Origin of the sequence: Bacillus sp. FJAT-22090 (assembly GCF_001278755.1) — a bacterium.
Taxonomy (GTDB): domain Bacteria; phylum Bacillota; class Bacilli; order Bacillales_A; family Planococcaceae; genus Psychrobacillus.
Window position 1 is genome coordinate 1,514,735 of the sequence record NZ_CP012601.1, and the last position, 15,570, is coordinate 1,530,304.

The window sequence follows — 15,570 nt, forward strand, 5'->3', positions numbered from 1 at the left end:
CGCCACCACCTATAGACATAATACTAAAAAGATTATAAGATTTGTCTAATCTATGCAACTATTTAGAAAAAGAGGTATCACACATGGAATTTTCAAATCGACTAAAAAATTTACCTACTCAATTTTTTGCAACACTTGTTCAAAAAGTAGCATTAGCTGTGTCAGAAGGAAGAGATGTCATAAACTTAGGTCAGGGCAATCCAGATCAACCTACTCCTGAACATATAGTTAGAGCATTGCAAGATGCAGCAACAAATCCTTTAGCACACAAATACTCCCCTTTTCGAGGAATAAATGAGTTAAAACAATCAGCTGCAGACTTTTATAAACGTGAGTACAATGTAGAAATAGATCCATATTCCGAAGTAGCAATAATGTTCGGAACGAAGATTGGTCTAGTTGAATTACCATTAGCGATGATGAACGAAAATGAACTAATGCTCTTACCAGATCCAGGTTATCCAGATTACTTATCAGGTGTGGGGCTAGCAAGTGTTCGATTTGAAACAATGCCTTTACTAGAAGAAAACAACTTTCTTCCTGATTACAGTAAATTAACAGAAATACAAAAAGAAGATGCGAAGTTAATGTACTTAAATTATCCAAATAATCCTACTGGGGCAACTGCAACAAAGGATTTTTTTGAAGAGACTGTTGCACTTGCAAAAGAATCAGATATAGCGATTGTTCACGACTTTGCCTATGGAGGAATTGGTTTTGACGGTCAAAAACCTATCAGCTTTTTACAGGTTGAAGGTGCAAAAGATGTAGGTATAGAGATGTATACCCTTTCCAAAACTTATAATATGGCGGGTTGGAGGGTTGGCTTCGCAGTTGGAAACCCAAAAATAATTGAAGCGATCAATATTATTCAAGATCATTTATTTGTTAGTCTGTTCCCTGCAATCCAAACTGCTGCCGCTGCAGCACTAAATGAGAGCCAGGAATGTGTCGATGAACTTGTTTCTTTGTATGAAGGTAGAAGAAATGCATTAGTAGATGCTTGCTCAAAAATAGGATGGAATGTCAAAGCACCAAAAGGCTCCTTTTTTGCATGGTTACCAGTTGCAAAAGGTTACACAAGTCAAGAATTTGCAGACTTACTTTTAGAAAAAGCCGATGTCGCTGTAGCTCCTGGAAATGGTTTCGGATCCTTTGGCGAAGGCTATGTCCGTGTTGGGTTATTAGTGGATGAAGTTCGATTGGTAGAAGCTATAAATCGTATTGAAAAACTAAATCTATTTTAATAAAAATATCGATTTACTTTTGTAAATTGCTCAGATTGTAGAATAACTCGAATTATTATTATAAAGGATAAATTAGGTTTTCCGAAGCTTACCGCTCGCTTTCCGCGGGCGAGCGCCGAGCCTCCTCCGCAGCTCTCGCTACGTGCGGGGTCTCGTCTGTCTCGCTTTCCCGCAGGAGTCGAGCGGACGCTTTTCCAAACCAATAAATGCTACCATATTATCTTCTATTTACGTTAGAAAGAATAATTTTGAGTAGTACAGACGACTTAAAATCATAATAACGAACTAGAGTTAGCAAACTTCCTTTTTTCTACAACCTACCCGACCGAATTACTTTTGTAAATCGGGTTTTTTATTACAGTTTATTTGTTGAAGTTTTATTAGAATCCACTGGGTAAAATTGGTTTGCTCCTGTTTCCTCATCAAACTTACGATGAAACTCCATTCCAGTAACTTCAGCTAAAACTATATCAACCGTAATAACAGGGGTTTCTCCTTTGATAAAATGACCTCCAAAAATGTTGCCATGTTGGTCACACATGGACCCGTGAAAATGAGTTTCGTATTCCCCTTCCCTTTTACATACAACACCTGTCCCTTGTAAAAATTCTATTGGTCCCTCTTTTACTATAAGGTCATTATATCCAACACCAATTTTAGAGCTTTTATTCGGTACAAGATAAACAAAACCACTTCGTTGAAAACTTCCAAAACAACTTATGATTGTTGCATATTCAATATAATTTACTTTACATAATTGCTCAATTCCTTCTAGTAAATCTGTTCCATAAATTAGTCTTGCACCAACAGTTTTACCTAACTGACCAGTGGCATAATTTGCTCTTATTAAAGACATAAAATTCATCATCCCTGCATATTTATTTATTGATAATAACTTTAAACTAACCCGACTGAAAATTTCAACTAGAAAAAATTTGTTGACTTTAATAAGTTGATGTAGTAAATTAACTTTTATGGAATAGCTGAAAAATTAAATAGCTTTTATCTCTTATCAAGAGTAGCTGAGGGACTGGCCCGTTGAAGCTCGGCAACCATCTACATTTTTAATGTAGAAAGGTGCTAAATCCTGCAAAACATTTGTTTTGACAGATAAGAGAGGACAATCATATTTTTGTATGCCTCTCTTTCTGTGAAAGAGAGGCTTTTTATATTTATTCAACAGTACTAATAAATTATAGGAGGAAAAGAAATGAAAAAATTGGGTTTGCTTTTATCAACAGTACTTTTATCTGGAGCACTTGCAGCATGTGGGGATAGCTCTAGTGAAGGAGAAAAAACGGAAGCGTTAAATGAGAAAAAATTAGTAGTAGGAGTTACAGCAGGTCCCCATGAACAAATTGTTGAAGTTGCAAAAGAAGTAGCTGCAAAAGACGGTCTGGAAATTGAATTAAAAGTTTTCTCTGATTACATACTTCCAAACACTGCACTATCTGAAGAAGACTTAGATGCTAACAGTTATCAGCATGAGCCCTTCTTAAATACTTTTAATGAAGACCATGGAACAGATTTAGTACCAGTTGGGAAAACAATTCTAAATCCTATGGGAGTTTACTCAGACAAATTTGACTCAATAGATGATCTTCCAGACGGAGCAACTTTTGGTTTACCTAACGATCCAACTAACGGCGCTCGTGCACTATACATTTTAGAAGAACATGGACTAATCAAAATAAAAGAGGATAAAAGAGAAACTGCTTCCATCTATGATCTAGAAGAAAATCCAAAAAATTTAAAATTCATTGAGCTAGAAGCAGCACAAATTCCTAAACAGTTAAGCGAAGTTGATGCAGCAGCAATCAACACTAACTTTGCTTTAGATGCGGGTATTAATCCAAAAGAAGATTCTATTTTACTAGAGTCATCTAATTCACCTTATGTAAACTACATTGTTGTACGCGCTGAGAATAAAGACGACCCAACGATTCAAAAGTTTGTAAAAGCATATCAATCAGAAGAAGTTAAAAAATTCATCGAAGAAGAATTTCAAGGTTCTGTATTACCTAGCTGGGAAGAGTAGATAATATTCGAAAACGTTACCGACCTTGGTAACGTTTTCTTTAGAAAGGAAGACAAACAATGATTGTATTAGAAAATATATCGAAAGAATTTAACAGCAAGAATGGCATTGTAAAAGCAGTGAAAAATGTCAATATTCATGTAAAAAAAGGCGAAATTCATGGAGTAATAGGATACAGCGGGGCCGGAAAGAGTACTCTCATTCGTTGCGTAAACCTGCTAGAAAAACCTACTCAAGGTAAAGTTATCATTAACGGCAAGGAAGCTACCTCCCTTCCCCTTCCTAAACTAAGAGAAGTCCGAAATAAAATCGGAATGATTTTCCAAGGATTCAACTTATTAAAAACAGCTACTGTTTACGATAATATAGCCATCCCTCTAAAACTTCTTGGGTATGATCAAACAGAAGTAAAAACGAGAGTAAACAAATACTTAGAAATTGTAGGGCTGACAGATAAACACCATAACTATCCAAATCAATTATCAGGTGGTCAAAAGCAAAGGGTCGCAATTGCACGTGCTCTTGCGCAAGAACCGGAAGTGTTATTAAGTGACGAAGCAACTAGTGCGCTTGATCCTGAAACAACCGATTCTATCTTAGAACTATTATTAAAAATTAATAGAGAACTAGGAATAACAATTTTACTGATCACGCATGAAATGAATGTGATTCAAAAGATTTGTGATTATGTATATGTAATGGAAAATGGAGAAGTGGTTGAGCAGAACACTGCTATTAATCTATTCACTAAACCAAGTCATCCAACTACTAAAAAGTTTTTAAGTACAATTAGTCAGCGAAATCTCTCTCCTACTTTGATCACTCAGTTAAATGTTACAGGAGCTGTTACACGTTTAACTTTTGTTGGAGAAAGTACAGGTAAGCCTCTACTCGCAGAAGTTAGCCAAAAATTCAATGTTCAGCCAAATATTTTAACTGCTAATATTATTGAATTAAAAAATGGGATCGTTGGAAACATTGTCGTTCATTTAATTGGTGTGAAGGAACAAGTAAATGCTGCACTAAAATTTCTCGAAGACCACGGAGTTGGTACTGAGGATTTGGAGGGACAATCATGAACAGATATGAACAGTTTACAGAGCAATGGTTACCGATTATCGGAAAATCAGTGATTGAAACATTCCAAATGGTTGGTATTTCACTGTTTTTCTCTGTCCTAATCGGAATTCCTTTAGGAATTTTAATCGTATTAACTAGACCAGGTCAGGCATTACAAAATAAAGTTTTGTATCAAATTAGTAATTTATTTATTAACATAGTACGTTCAGTTCCATTTATCATTTTACTCTTTTTTATACTTCCTTTTACGAAAATAATTGTTGGTACGACAATCGGTGTTAAAGGAGTTATAGTTCCATTAGTTATCTATACTGCTCCCTATATCGCACGTTTAATGGAATCCGCCTTACTTGAAGTAGAGAATGGTGTAATAGAGGCCTATACAGCGATGGGAATTAAAACAAGATCGATTATTTGGCATGTACTATTAAGAGAAGCACGTCCTTCTATCATTTTAGGATTAACTATTTCAACAGTAAGTTTAATTGGCGCAACTGCCATGGCTGGAATGGTCGGGGCTGGTGGACTTGGAGATTTAGCCTACCGTTTTGGACATTTACGTTACGAAGTTGATGTAATGTACGCTACTGTCTTTATTTTAATTATCCTCGTACAAAGTATTCAATCCATCGGCAATAGATTAGCAGCTAGATTGAAGAAAGATTAATCGGAGGTTTTCATATGACTAACTATTTGTATATTGAACGTAAAGGATCAATCGCTACTCTCATTATTAATCGAGCAGAGAAGAAAAACTCTTTTTCACTCGCTATGTTTAAACAGCTAGGTAATATTTTGGATGAGCTCGAAAGTGATTCTAATATAAAAATATTAATTTTAAAAGGTGTGGACGAATCAGCCTTCTCTTCTGGAGCTGACATATCGGAATTCCTTGAAAATCGTTTTTCTGCACAAAAAGCAAAAGATTATAATGATGCAACTTTGGAGTCTATCGAGAAATTATATCGTTTTCCTAAACCAACAATTGCTCTTATTAAAACATTAGCAATTGGTGGTGGATTAGAGTTAGCTAATTCTTGTGATTTTAGATTTGCTACCTCAGGAAGTAAACTTGGTATTACCGCTTCAAATATCGGAATTATTTATAACTTAACAAGTACTAAGCGTTTAGTGAATTTAATCGGTCCTTCAAAAGCAAAAGAATTACTTTATACTGCTTCGTTAATCTCTGCTGAAGAAGGAAAAGAATTAGGTTTAATCGATTATGTATTTCCTATGGAAGAGATTGAAGAGAAATGTCTTGAGTTTGCCGAAAAAATTACCCGTAAATCATCTGTAGCAAATAATGGCATCAAGCAAGTAATCCAATCGATTATAGACGGTGAAAATGCAGAAACGAAAGAAATTGAACAACTAATTTTAGATTCATTCAGTTCAGATGATTATAAAGAAGGAATTCAAGCATTTTTAGAGAAAAGAAAACCTAATTTTTCTTAAGAGGTGAGCTCATGTCAACTATAAAAAATAATGATTTGTTATTAGATAATATTGGTTCTAATGAAAAATACCCTATTAATTTTAGGGAATTAGAACAAGCTGCACAGGAAAAATTAGGTGCAGGTCCATTTGGTTACATCCGGTCATCTGCTGGCGGTGAAGAAACATATCGTAAAAATAGCAATTCATTTGAAAAATATTCTATTGTACCAAGATTTCTTACTGATGTTTCTACTTTAAATACAGAAGTAACTATCCTTGGACATACATATCCTCATCCCCTTTTCATAGCTCCTGTAGGAGTAAATAAAATCGCACATGAGGATGGGGAAATTGCTGTTGCTAAAGCAGCGGCAAAATTTAATTATCCATATATACAAAGTACCGTTTCTAGTTATTCCATCGAAGAAATTGCAGATGCAACTAAAGGCAGTTCGAAATGGTTCCAATTATATTGGTCTCAAAACAAAGAAATTTCATTTAGCATGGTTAGGAGAGCAGAAGCTGCTGGGTATGAAGCAATTGTGTTAACGGTAGATACAGTTATGCTTGGTTGGCGTGAAGAAGATGTTCGAAATCAGTTCTCCCCACTTAAACGTGGTTTTGGTCAAGGAAATTATACTTCTGACCCTATTTTTATGGCTGCCCTTTCAGATCATTCGATGGATGCCATTATTGATAGTATGATAAAGAACATCTATCATCCTACTTTAAATTGGAACAATATCGAAGAATTAAGAGAGTATACTTCATTGCCGATTTTGCTAAAAGGTATTCTCCATCCAGAAGACGCAAAGCTAGCAATTGAAAAAGGGATAGATGGAATAATTGTTTCAAACCATGGTGGTCGTCAGTTAGATGGGGTTATCGCAAGTATCGATGCCCTTCCGGAAATAGTAGAAGTCGTAAAAGGGCAAATCCCCGTGCTATTCGACAGTGGCGTAAGACGAGGTTCAGATGCTGTAAAAGCTCTAGCACTAGGTGCAACTGCAGTTTGCATCGGACGTCCTTTTGTCTGGGGGCTTGCTAGTGGTGGGCAAGCTGGTGTGGAAAGGGTTCTTGAAAATTTCCTTCAAGAAACAAATGTGTCTATTTCTTTGAGTGGAGCACGTAATTTAGAGGAGCTTCGCAAATTAAAAATTGTTAGAAGCTAATGGCAGATTTAAAGGTGGGAAGTTGGAAATGGAACAAGCTTTAAAAGGAATGAAAGTAATTGATTTATCACAAGTTCTTGCTGGTCCCTATTGCACAATGGTGCTAGGAGATATGGGTGCTGATGTTATTAAAGTGGAAAAGTTTCCTAAGGGCGATGATACCCGAACAATGGGTCCATATATCAACGAAGAAAGTTATATGTATATGATGGTCAACCGAAATAAACGTGGGATATGTCTTAATTTGAAGAAAGAAGAAGGCTTGAAAATATTATATAAACTTATAAAAGATGCAGATGTCTTCATCGAGAATTATCGTCCAGGTGTTACGAAGAAACTTGGTATTGATTATAATTCGTTAAAGTCAATTAATCCTGCTATTATTTATTGTTCTATATCTGGTTATGGCCAAACTGGACCTTACAAGAATAAAGGTGGCTTTGATATTATGGCTCAAGGTCTCTCCGGTTTAATCGATATGACAGGAGAACGCACTGGAAAGCCTGTAAAGGTAGGTATTGCAATCCATGATATCGCTGCAGCTCAAACAGCAATTCAATCTATATTAGCTGCATATATTCATCGATTGAAATCAGGAAATGGTCAGTATATTGACGTTTCGTTAGTAGATTCCGGACTTGCCTGGACTGTTTGGGAAGCTGCTGCATACTTTGGAAAAGGCGAGGTGCCAAGAAGGAATGGTACTGCACACCGAGTTTCTGCACCCTATCAAGGTTACAAAACGAAAGATGGATTTATTTTAATCGGTGCAGCCAATCAAAAGCTTTGGGAAAAATTTTGCTTATTAGTAGTAAATAAACCAGAGTGGATATCGGATGAACGATTTCTAACAAATAGTATACGTTCACTTCATGTCGATGAATTAGAAGTTGAAATTGAAAATATTTTAAAAGAACACGACTCATCCTATTGGCTGAATCTGTTAGATGAGCACGGTATTCCTTCAGGACCAATTTATTCATATGACCAAACTCTTTCGGATGAACACATACTTTCTAGAGAAATGATTTTAGATTATGAACACCCTGTAGCTGGTCCGATGAAGACACTTGGATTCCCTGCAAAATTCTCAGAAACACCTGGACAATTCAAGAGCCCTGCTCCACTATTGGGACAGCATAATAGTGAAGTGTTGAATGAGCTAGGATTTTCAGTAGAAGAAATTAGTGACCTTTTAAGTAAACAAGTAATTAATAAATAGGACCGAGTTCACAATCGGTCCTTTCTTTTTACATATTAGCCATTAATCTTTTAGCAATTGCTGCATATTCATCAGGTCCTATGCCAGGTGCAAATTCTTCAGGTTTTGACTCTAAATCAGGAATATCATATCCTTTTGGACTACCTTCTTTTACAAAGAGCTGATCCCCACTTGCTGGATTAGTCCCTTTCCAAATATATTTTATATCTTTATAGTCGCCTACATTATTCCATGTGAATAATACGTTTCCGTAACCACGTTCCTCATACTTTCTTGCTTGATCAAAAACGCGATTATCTAAACTTGGAATAGGAAGCATTGTTGTCACATCTGTTCCTGTTGCCATTTCTATCGCTTTTGCATACGCAAGAATATGAGTACCTCCACGAACAAGTAAATAGCCAATTAATTCTCTAGCAGCAGGGTGGTCTGTCATCTCATATACACGCATTTTATGTGTACGAGCGCCACATTCTAAGAAAAAGTTATGAAGCAAGTCTAGTACCAAGTTTCCACTTGAAAACACATAGTCTCCTCTCCATGGATTACCCATTGAATCTCCAGCTAAAGAAGTCTGTGCATTTGCAATGAAGGCATAGGTGTTCCGTATATCTGTAGCATTTTGAAGCGGAGTTATATCTGGGTCTCCGGCAAAAGAAGTTCCTTTATGCAAAAGATTAATTGTATTGGAGACAAGCTCTACATGACCAAATTCCTCTGCTGTGATACTGGCAACCAAATCATAAAAAGGCTTTAATTTTGATTTCCCTCTGAAGTTAAAGGATTGGTACATATAATTATTTAATGTGGACATTTCACCAAATTTTCCACCTAACAGCTCTTGAACAGCCGAAGCAGCATTTGCATCACCATATTCTACGTTGGGAAGTTCTATTAATAGCTTGTTTACACGTTGAAACATATAGTCTCTCCTTCCCTCATAGCGCTTGTGTAACCCAAACAATTTGCTGGTTTCGTATAAAAAAAGGAGTGCCGCTAACATCTAATACAATGTGATCCGGAGTTAACATTGTTAATATACCTTGAAGTGTACTTCTAGTAGTTTGAACTGCAATATGTTTTCCATTCAATCTCATAAGTTGTTGGTAAAGATAAGATTCAACATTACTTACAAAGACAACATTCGGCTGTGAATTTGGATTAACTTTAACCATCCTTTCTATACAATCACACTAGTGTATGAGTTGAATATTTATATGGTGACAATTAAGTGGTATGATAAAATATAGATGTAAAATAAAGTAGGTCGAAAAGAATGACAAAACGTTTAGTTATAACTGGTTATAAAGCACATGAATTGGGTATTTTTAATGACTCACATGCAGGAATACCTATTATAAAAAGAGCAATATACAATCAATTGCTTTTACTAATGGATGAGGGTCTTGAATGGGTAATATTAAGTGGTCAACAAGGGGTTGAAACTTGGGCTGCCGAAGTATTACTAGAGATGAAAGTCGATTTTCCGCATTTAAAATTAGCTATAATAACCCCTTTTCTGGAACAAGAAAAAAATTGGAATGAGCAAAAACAAGAAAAGTATAGAAATTTGCTTTTTCAAGCGGATTATCAAACGAGTATTACTAAAAGTCCTTACGAGGCACCATGGCAATTCATCGAAAAAAATAAATTCCTACTTAGAAATTCGGATGGAATTCTAATTGTCTACGACGAAGAAAACGAAGGGTCTCCCAAATATTTTAAAAAACTTGCACAACAATTTGCTGAAAAAGAAAACTACTCTTTATTCATAATTGATGCATATGACCTTCAAGTGATAGCAGAAGAAATCGCAGAGGAAGAAAGGAATAATTATTTATGATAACTGAAAAATTGTCCAAAAAAATCAACGAAGCAAATGGCGCGGAAATTAATTTATTGATAGAAGAAAAAGATTATGCTGAAAGACATCAATTACTTTCTGCCGAACAAAAAGTAGTAATAACTGAAAAAAATGAGCAGTTTTCTGATGCTATAATTGAACGATTCGTTAAAGAAACAGATGAAACGGTTTCTAAAGGTACTAAGGAATTTTTTCAATCTCCACTTTCCCATGTCAAAGAAAACCAAACTGAATATGTATATGTAGAATCTAAAAGCTTTGATATTATTAATGTAGATGCTATTGCATTAGAATTCGACGAAGTATTTGAAGTATACACAGCAATGTTTGGATTAGCATTACAAAAGAAATTTGGTGGGTCTATACGAGATTACTTAAATCAACATTTTGATTCCGAAAAGATGAACTATAGCTTAATGTTTTCTGGTGAAGATGGATTATGGGAAGTAAACTTACCACTAAATTATATGGCAGGATTTAACGAAGACACTACGATTGAACAAACTTATCAATTTTTGTATTCCTATATCTTCTCATTAGTAGAAGCAGTAGAAAATAATAAATAATACTTTACAATCATGAATTCAACTATTCATGATTGTTTTATTTTTTCCGTTTGTTTCTGGTGCCTGGCACTTGTAATGGATTTGTAACATAGATTTTCTTGAATGTTTTAATTTCCCCTGTTTTATGCATATGAACGAATAATGTGGTCAAACTAATGAGGATGGTTTCATCACATTTTCTACAAGGAGGAATTATTGAATGACTCAAAACCCATTTGGTCAAGGTCAAGCTCAAGGTCAAGGTCAAACTCATCAAAATATGCAAACCGGAAATATTTCTCAACAAATGAATCATGGTGGTCATGAAGTATTTGATGTTCATGAAGTTTTATCAACTGTTGTATCTGGTTTAAACTTGAAAACAATTTTACGTCCACATGTAAAAGACCAAGAATTGTTGAACATCTTGGATCGTCAATATGCATTTGCACTTGATGAATATAATATTACGGTTGAATGCTTTAAAACTGGACAAGACCCTTCACATCCAACAACAAGCTATAAAATGCAACAAGGCAACGACTTTGTATATGGAACGAAGCCTTCTCAACCGAAAAAGCCTATGCAAAATGCAAATGAAATTAATGACGAAGCGATTTCTGGTTATTTACTTGGAGCGGCAAAAGCAGCTGCAACTATCAAAACAGGTGCGGCTTTAGAAACTACAAACCCAGTAGTGCGTCGAGTTCTTGCAGATTCAATTCCAAACTGCATCGAAATGGCTTATGAGCTTTCGATCTATCAAAACAAGCATCACTACTACCAAGTACCACAACTTGACCAACAAAGCATGCAAGCAATGTTAAACGCATATGCTCCTGTACAAGGAAAAATGATGAGTTAATTCCATATCTCGTCCCTTTTATGGGGACGAGTTTTTAAATACATTGTTTCTATTCCGAAATAACGTATAATTTACCTAAAGTATATTATTACAAATAAAAGGGTGAATTATATGCGTGTCGCAATTTTTGACTTTGACGGAACATTATATACCGAAGAAACATTTAAATTGTTAATGAATCATTTAAAAGAACACCCCATTTATAAAACAAATTATAAACGCTTTTATAGATCTATCGTCCCTCCTTATATTGCGAATAAACTTAAACTTTATCCAACATCAAAAATGAAAGCACGTTCCATGCAATTGTATTTAGAAGCTTTCAGCGGAATATCTACTGCTGAAATGGATGCTTATTTTGAAGAATTAAAAGATAAAATGCAAAAAGATTTTAATCAAGATGTGGTAGAAAGATTAGAAAAGCATCAATCTGAAGATATACATATTTTACTTGTTTCGGGAGCATATACACAGTTTTTACAACGCGTTACTGCTGGAATGACCTTTAACCAAATTATAGGTACAGACATACATTACAAAGAGGACAAAATAGATATCCATTCCCCAATTACACACGTAAATGGGCCTCGCAAAACAGAAAATATCTTGAAAATTTTAAAGGATAAACAAATAGATTGGGAAAATAGTTTCGCATACGGGGACAGTTACTCAGACTTACCTGTATTAGAGCTAGTAGGAAACCCGGTTGCGGTAAAACCAGAAGAAAAGCTCAGAAATATAGCAAAAGAACGAGGCTGGGAAATAATTTAATAAGGTAATAAAAAGAACGATGTTTATCTCAGAAAGAAGACAAAAAGTAGTTGGATTATTCATTACTTGATTTTTTCTCATCTTTTTCGATTACCTCAAGATTATTCTACCTGAGTATTTAGAAGATAATAAGATGCATTTTATTGGTTTGGAGATATGTCCGTTCTACTCCTGCGGGAAAAGCTAGACAGACTTGACTCTGCAGGAGACAAGCGAGGGAAATGAAAAAGTCTATAGAATTTATCTTTACTAAATAATGTCATCCAATATAATAAGAAAATCGTTGAAACGGCTCCCTTTCCGCAGGAGTGTCGCCTTTTTCAACGATTTTCTATAAATATGAATTGAAAAAATTTAAGTGATGGAAACTCGCTCTATTATAATCATGATGATTCCCTAATTGAAAAGCGGATAATAGTTAATTGAAGAGGAAGGCGGCGACTCCAGCCGAAATAGCATGAGCTGAAGACCCTGGACTGAGCGTTAGTGAGGGAAGCGGCTGAAGCCATGCCGGCGGAAAGCGTCCGCCTGGAACGTAAATTAACGGGTCCAAAATATAAATCGAGTATGTGATAGTTCACATACTCATTAAATCTCCTTGAGGACTTTTTCAGTGCACTTAGCGTAAGGAAGGCTAAGGGCGTCTCGGCAAGCGGAAAAGATTGCCTGACCAACATTCTGTTTGCCCAAGCGGCTCGAGAAGGTCGCCTATTAAAAATGCAATTTACTTTTTTCTACTTTCATCTCCAAAAAATAATGAAGCATACATTAAATCGGAGATTAGTTAAATTTAGCTAATTCCTGTTCAATGGCATTAATACAATCTTTACACCATGACTTTATAATGTCACTATTATCAATAGTACCAAATGGCATCTCATTTTCTATAAATTGGGGTTGAGACTTATTATTTTTACCGTTTAAAGTAATCAATAGGTTGAAAATGTCATTTAAAAAATAGTGTAGATATGCCATATACACTACTAAGAAGTATCTAAAGTAGTAAACGTTCTTTTCATATTTTAAATATTCCAGGTCATTAATGATATTATCAAAATTTAAATCAAAAATTTGAAAGATTATTTCGGTATCATGCTTAAATACCATGCAATTACTCCCTCCATGAACTAAACCATTTCTATAGTTTGCTATATCTTTAAACCACAAACTACTTTTGAGTAAAGGATAATCTTCTAATTGGTGCTCTTCTATTTTTTTATTGAGAATCTCAAATATCTCCCATAAATTTTTTCTTGGCTTAGGTGGGATCTCGAAATACAATTTAATGGATTCGATAATGTGGTCAATCACTGTTCGATATTTAACAAAAAACAATTCAATATCTAATGATGTATATCGAAAATCTGTTTGATTAATTTTACCTTCTTGCATTCTTCCAACTAAAATATAGATTTTAGCTAATTCTTGTCTAACGGCTTTTAAATGGTCATCTATAATTTCATTATTATTAATAGCAATAAACTTGTACATAGCTTCATGTATTACTTGGATTTCTCCGTTTCCCTTTTCAAATAATTCTTCCAGATATTGAACTAAAGTCAAATCATCTTTTAGTTGCACCATTTCTTGTTCCATGTATTATACTCCCCAATAAAAGACTAGTCTTTATAAAATTCATTATAAATTATTGTATTCAAATCGACTGTACTCTTAGAGTTTACCCAATCTATCATAACTTAGTACTTCTTCCCCTTTATTGAGAAATTATTTAGACAATGTGACTCGCAAGCATATGGATAGAATGTTGTCGGGATAATAAAGAATGAACTTATTCTTTTAGGGTAAACTATTTACCATACAATCTAATTATCAAAACAATCATCATTTGTTGAAATGAGGTTTAATAAATGAAACAATCCAATTGTGACTTTTCACCTCTAAAAGAACAATTAAAAATAGAGTTGGAAACTATCTCGGTTGAAATCAATAAAGGTTTAACTACATTAGATAATGACAACTTTTGCCTTTTAGGAGGGCTCGCTACTATTAAAGGACAATTTGAAAAGGCAGAAGCAGTTGCCGCTTCTTTTTATTTAAATTGTTATTTATCTCCATTCACTGATATGTATTTAGATATTTCTAGTGCTATTCAACATTTATCACACCAAAGACATGGTGCTTTAATTGTAATTGAGCGTAATGATATACTTAATCCATTTTTAAGACCAGGTACTCCCATCGGCGCAAAACTAACACACTCCTTATTAGAATCTATTTTTTACCCTGGTAATCCACTTCATGATGGGGCGGTCTTAGTAAGAAGCAATCAAATACATTCTGCAGCAAATGTTCTTCCTTTGTCGAGTATATTTGTAGGAGACAAGAAACTAGGTACACGTCATCGTGCGGCAATTGGTTTATCTGAAAAAAGTGATGCACTCGTAATAGTTGTTTCGGAAGAGACAGGAAGAGTATCTTTTGCAATTGACGGGGAGCTACATCCTGTCGTGACAAATAGCTCGTTAATAGTTAATTAGTCTATTGGATAAAATTAAAGGAATCGCTAATTTCTATGGCGATTCCTTTTGTATTTATAAACGAACATTAATATTTTTGTTTTGTAAATAGGCCTTAATTTCAGAAATTGTATAATCACCATAATGAATCATTGAAGCAACAAGTGCAGCATCTGCTTGGCCATCTGAAAATACCTCTTCAATATGTTCCAACTTTCCAGCACCGCCAGACGCAATTATTGGTACATTTGTCTTTTCTGAGAGTAATTTAATTAGCTCTACATCATAGCCATTTTTCATCCCATCTTTGTGGATGCTTGTACAAATAATCTCTCCAGCACCCAGTTCTGTCGCTTGCTGAGCCCATTCGACAACATCCATCCCTGTTTTTTCATGACCAGAGTGTGTATAAACTTCCCAACGGATTATTTCTTCTTGGTCATTATATATTGGCATCGCATCTAGCCCTAATACTACACATTGTTTTCCATATATTTCAGCTGCTTCCTTTAAAAGCTCAGGTCTTTGTACTGCTGCTGAGTTCACTCCAACTTTATCTGCTCCTGCTCGAAGCAAGTTTTTGAAGTCATCAACTGTTCGGACACCGCCGATTACCGAAAATGGAATGTATACTTGTTCCGCTACTTTACGAATCCATTCAATTTTTAAGTCTTGGTTTTTTAGTGAAGCCGTCGTGTCCAAATAAATTAATTCATCTGCACCATCTTCCGTATACTTCTTCCCAAGTTCTGCAGGATCACCGATAATAGTAGGATTTCTAAATTGTACATACTTAACTGCTTTGTCATTTAATACATCGATTGCAGGAACTATTCTTTTTCTTAGCAT

General features: G+C 35.0%; 17 protein-coding genes and 1 riboswitch. Of the genes, 12 read left to right on the forward strand and 5 right to left on the reverse strand.

Translation table 11 applies throughout. The features are described from left to right. The first annotated feature begins 83 nt into the window (after window positions 1-83). On the forward strand, window positions 84-1,247 hold the full coding sequence (locus AM499_RS08005) for a pyridoxal phosphate-dependent aminotransferase (protein WP_053589708.1): 1,164 nt from the start codon (window positions 84-86) through the stop codon (window positions 1,245-1,247). A 355-nt stretch (window positions 1,248-1,602) separates the two neighbouring features. Here AM499_RS08005 and AM499_RS08010 read toward each other — a convergent pair whose 3' ends face one another. After that, window positions 1,603-2,103 (reverse strand): PPC domain-containing DNA-binding protein, encoded by a 501-nt coding sequence (locus tag AM499_RS08010; RefSeq protein WP_053589709.1) that lies wholly within the window; start codon window positions 2,101-2,103, stop codon window positions 1,603-1,605. Between the two features lie 150 nt (window positions 2,104-2,253). Beyond that, window positions 2,254-2,364: riboswitch (SAM riboswitch) on the forward strand. Window positions 2,365-2,457: 93 nt separating this feature from the next. Between AM499_RS08010 and AM499_RS08015 the strand changes: the two genes are divergently transcribed. From AM499_RS08015 to AM499_RS08040, 6 genes are read left to right on the forward strand one after another with little or no spacing between them, the layout of a single operon-like run. Then, window positions 2,458-3,285 (forward strand): MetQ/NlpA family ABC transporter substrate-binding protein, encoded by an 828-nt coding sequence (locus AM499_RS08015; protein ID WP_053589710.1) that lies wholly within the window; start codon window positions 2,458-2,460, stop codon window positions 3,283-3,285. Between the two features lie 59 nt (window positions 3,286-3,344). Further along, complete coding sequence (locus tag AM499_RS08020; protein ID WP_053589711.1) at window positions 3,345-4,364, forward strand: methionine ABC transporter ATP-binding protein; 1,020 nt, start codon at window positions 3,345-3,347, stop codon at window positions 4,362-4,364. Continuing rightward, the gene (locus AM499_RS08025; RefSeq protein WP_053589712.1) at window positions 4,361-5,032 is read left to right on the forward strand and encodes a methionine ABC transporter permease; all 672 of its coding nucleotides are present in this window, start codon (window positions 4,361-4,363) and stop codon (window positions 5,030-5,032) included. The genes AM499_RS08020 and AM499_RS08025 overlap by 4 nt, the downstream gene beginning before the upstream one ends. 14 nt (window positions 5,033-5,046) lie before the next feature. Beyond that, complete coding sequence (locus tag AM499_RS08030) at window positions 5,047-5,823, forward strand: enoyl-CoA hydratase/isomerase family protein (RefSeq protein ID WP_053589713.1); 777 nt, start codon at window positions 5,047-5,049, stop codon at window positions 5,821-5,823. An 11-nt stretch (window positions 5,824-5,834) separates the two neighbouring features. After that, complete coding sequence (locus AM499_RS08035; protein WP_053589714.1) at window positions 5,835-6,977, forward strand: alpha-hydroxy-acid oxidizing protein; 1,143 nt, start codon at window positions 5,835-5,837, stop codon at window positions 6,975-6,977. A gap of 28 nt (window positions 6,978-7,005) precedes the next feature. After that, the gene (locus AM499_RS08040; protein ID WP_053592135.1) at window positions 7,006-8,199 is read left to right on the forward strand and encodes a CaiB/BaiF CoA transferase family protein; all 1,194 of its coding nucleotides are present in this window, start codon (window positions 7,006-7,008) and stop codon (window positions 8,197-8,199) included. Window positions 8,200-8,227: 28 nt separating this feature from the next. On the opposite strand, the gene AM499_RS08045 is transcribed toward AM499_RS08040, so the two are convergent. Both AM499_RS08045 and AM499_RS08050 read right to left on the reverse strand, forming a co-directional pair. Next, entirely contained in the window at window positions 8,228-9,121 is an 894-nt protein-coding gene (locus AM499_RS08045) for a manganese catalase family protein (RefSeq protein WP_053589715.1), read from the reverse strand. Between the two features lie 16 nt (window positions 9,122-9,137). Continuing rightward, window positions 9,138-9,374 carry a DUF2642 domain-containing protein gene (locus AM499_RS08050; RefSeq protein ID WP_053589716.1) on the reverse strand — a complete coding sequence of 79 codons (237 nt, stop codon included), beginning with the start codon at window positions 9,372-9,374 and terminating at the stop codon, window positions 9,138-9,140. Window positions 9,375-9,475: 101 nt separating this feature from the next. Between AM499_RS08050 and AM499_RS08055 the strand changes: the two genes are divergently transcribed. From AM499_RS08055 to AM499_RS08070, 4 genes are all read left to right on the forward strand, one after another. Further along, window positions 9,476-10,042 carry an SLOG family protein gene (locus tag AM499_RS08055; protein WP_053589717.1) on the forward strand — a complete coding sequence of 189 codons (567 nt, stop codon included), beginning with the start codon at window positions 9,476-9,478 and terminating at the stop codon, window positions 10,040-10,042. Continuing rightward, window positions 10,039-10,629, forward strand: a complete 591-nt coding sequence (locus tag AM499_RS08060) for a hypothetical protein (RefSeq protein ID WP_053589718.1) — start codon at window positions 10,039-10,041, stop codon at window positions 10,627-10,629. The genes AM499_RS08055 and AM499_RS08060 overlap by 4 nt, the downstream gene beginning before the upstream one ends. Before the next feature lie 199 nt (window positions 10,630-10,828). Then, entirely contained in the window at window positions 10,829-11,473 is a 645-nt protein-coding gene (locus tag AM499_RS08065) for a spore coat protein (RefSeq protein WP_053589719.1), read from the forward strand. A gap of 111 nt (window positions 11,474-11,584) precedes the next feature. Next, window positions 11,585-12,244 carry an HAD family hydrolase gene (locus AM499_RS08070; RefSeq protein WP_053589720.1) on the forward strand — a complete coding sequence of 220 codons (660 nt, stop codon included), beginning with the start codon at window positions 11,585-11,587 and terminating at the stop codon, window positions 12,242-12,244. Window positions 12,245-13,024: 780 nt separating this feature from the next. Here AM499_RS08070 and AM499_RS08075 read toward each other — a convergent pair. Then, on the reverse strand, window positions 13,025-13,840 hold the full coding sequence (locus tag AM499_RS08075; protein WP_053589721.1) for a hypothetical protein: 816 nt from the start codon (window positions 13,838-13,840) through the stop codon (window positions 13,025-13,027). A 272-nt stretch (window positions 13,841-14,112) separates the two neighbouring features. Here AM499_RS08075 and cdaS point away from each other — a divergent pair, with 272 nt between their 5' ends. Next, window positions 14,113-14,742: a sporulation-specific diadenylate cyclase CdaS gene (cdaS, locus tag AM499_RS08080; protein ID WP_053589722.1), complete on the forward strand. Its 630-nt coding sequence runs from the start codon at window positions 14,113-14,115 to the stop codon at window positions 14,740-14,742. Between the two features lie 54 nt (window positions 14,743-14,796). Here cdaS and hisF read toward each other — a convergent pair whose 3' ends face one another. Further along, entirely contained in the window at window positions 14,797-15,570 is a 774-nt protein-coding gene (gene hisF / locus AM499_RS08085; protein WP_053589723.1) for an imidazole glycerol phosphate synthase subunit HisF, read from the reverse strand.

Coding starts and splice junctions, on each gene's coding strand:
- AM499_RS08030 (WP_053589713.1), top strand. CDS start 5,047: ATGACTAACTATTTGTATATTGAACGTAAAGGATCAATCGCTACTCTC.
- AM499_RS08065 (WP_053589719.1), top strand. CDS start 10,829: ATGACTCAAAACCCATTTGGTCAAGGTCAAGCTCAAGGTCAAGGTCAA.
- AM499_RS08010 (WP_053589709.1), bottom strand. CDS start 2,103: ATGTCTTTAATAAGAGCAAATTATGCCACTGGTCAGTTAGGTAAAACT.
- AM499_RS08050 (WP_053589716.1), bottom strand. CDS start 9,374: ATGGTTAAAGTTAATCCAAATTCACAGCCGAATGTTGTCTTTGTAAGT.
- AM499_RS08055 (WP_053589717.1), top strand. CDS start 9,476: ATGACAAAACGTTTAGTTATAACTGGTTATAAAGCACATGAATTGGGT.
- AM499_RS08020 (WP_053589711.1), top strand. CDS start 3,345: ATGATTGTATTAGAAAATATATCGAAAGAATTTAACAGCAAGAATGGC.
- AM499_RS08060 (WP_053589718.1), top strand. CDS start 10,039: ATGATAACTGAAAAATTGTCCAAAAAAATCAACGAAGCAAATGGCGCG.
- AM499_RS08045 (WP_053589715.1), bottom strand. CDS start 9,121: ATGTTTCAACGTGTAAACAAGCTATTAATAGAACTTCCCAACGTAGAA.
- AM499_RS08040 (WP_053592135.1), top strand. CDS start 7,006: ATGGAACAAGCTTTAAAAGGAATGAAAGTAATTGATTTATCACAAGTT.
- AM499_RS08035 (WP_053589714.1), top strand. CDS start 5,835: ATGTCAACTATAAAAAATAATGATTTGTTATTAGATAATATTGGTTCT.
- AM499_RS08005 (WP_053589708.1), top strand. CDS start 84: ATGGAATTTTCAAATCGACTAAAAAATTTACCTACTCAATTTTTTGCA.
- AM499_RS08015 (WP_053589710.1), top strand. CDS start 2,458: ATGAAAAAATTGGGTTTGCTTTTATCAACAGTACTTTTATCTGGAGCA.
- AM499_RS08025 (WP_053589712.1), top strand. CDS start 4,361: ATGAACAGATATGAACAGTTTACAGAGCAATGGTTACCGATTATCGGA.
- AM499_RS08075 (WP_053589721.1), bottom strand. CDS start 13,840: ATGGAACAAGAAATGGTGCAACTAAAAGATGATTTGACTTTAGTTCAA.
- AM499_RS08070 (WP_053589720.1), top strand. CDS start 11,585: ATGCGTGTCGCAATTTTTGACTTTGACGGAACATTATATACCGAAGAA.
- hisF (WP_053589723.1), bottom strand. CDS start 15,570: ATGCTAAGAAAAAGAATAGTTCCTGCAATCGATGTATTAAATGACAAA.
- cdaS (WP_053589722.1), top strand. CDS start 14,113: ATGAAACAATCCAATTGTGACTTTTCACCTCTAAAAGAACAATTAAAA.